This window comes from Mesorhizobium sp. LNHC229A00 (assembly GCF_000502415.1).
Lineage (GTDB): Bacteria > Pseudomonadota > Alphaproteobacteria > Rhizobiales > Rhizobiaceae > Mesorhizobium.
This window is the reverse complement of record NZ_AYWQ01000218.1, coordinates 1-359: the sequence shown is the minus strand read 5'-3', so window position 1 is coordinate 359 and position 359 is coordinate 1. Positions and strand designations below refer to the sequence as shown.

Sequence of the window (359 nt, the reverse complement as noted above, 5' to 3'; positions counted from 1 at the left end):
CGTCATCGTCGATAATTTTTACTCGGCCGCCACTGGCGGGCAGGACATCCTGTCGTCGCGCGCGGGTAACAGGACCAAGTCGACCAAGCATCCGATCACCGAGGCGGTGAAAGGCATGGGCGTCAAATGGCTGCGCCATGTCGACCGCACCTACGATGTCGTCAAGATGCAGGACACGCTGCGCGAGGCGCTGACGACGGACGAGAAGGGGCCAAAAGTCATCGTCGCTTCGTCGGAATGCATGCTCAATCGCCAGCGTCGCGAAAAGCCGCTGGTCGACAAAGCGATCAACGGCGGCGAGCGTGTCGTCAAGCCGAAATTTGGCGTCGACGAAGACATCTGCACCGGCGACCATGCTT

The 359-nt window shown here is 60.4% G+C and carries 1 pseudogene; it reads left to right on the top strand.

Annotation, left to right across the window (positions count from 1 at the left end):
* Nucleotides 1-359 (top strand): annotated as a pseudogene (locus tag X742_RS01000000171340) (thiamine pyrophosphate-dependent enzyme); the annotation flags it as partial.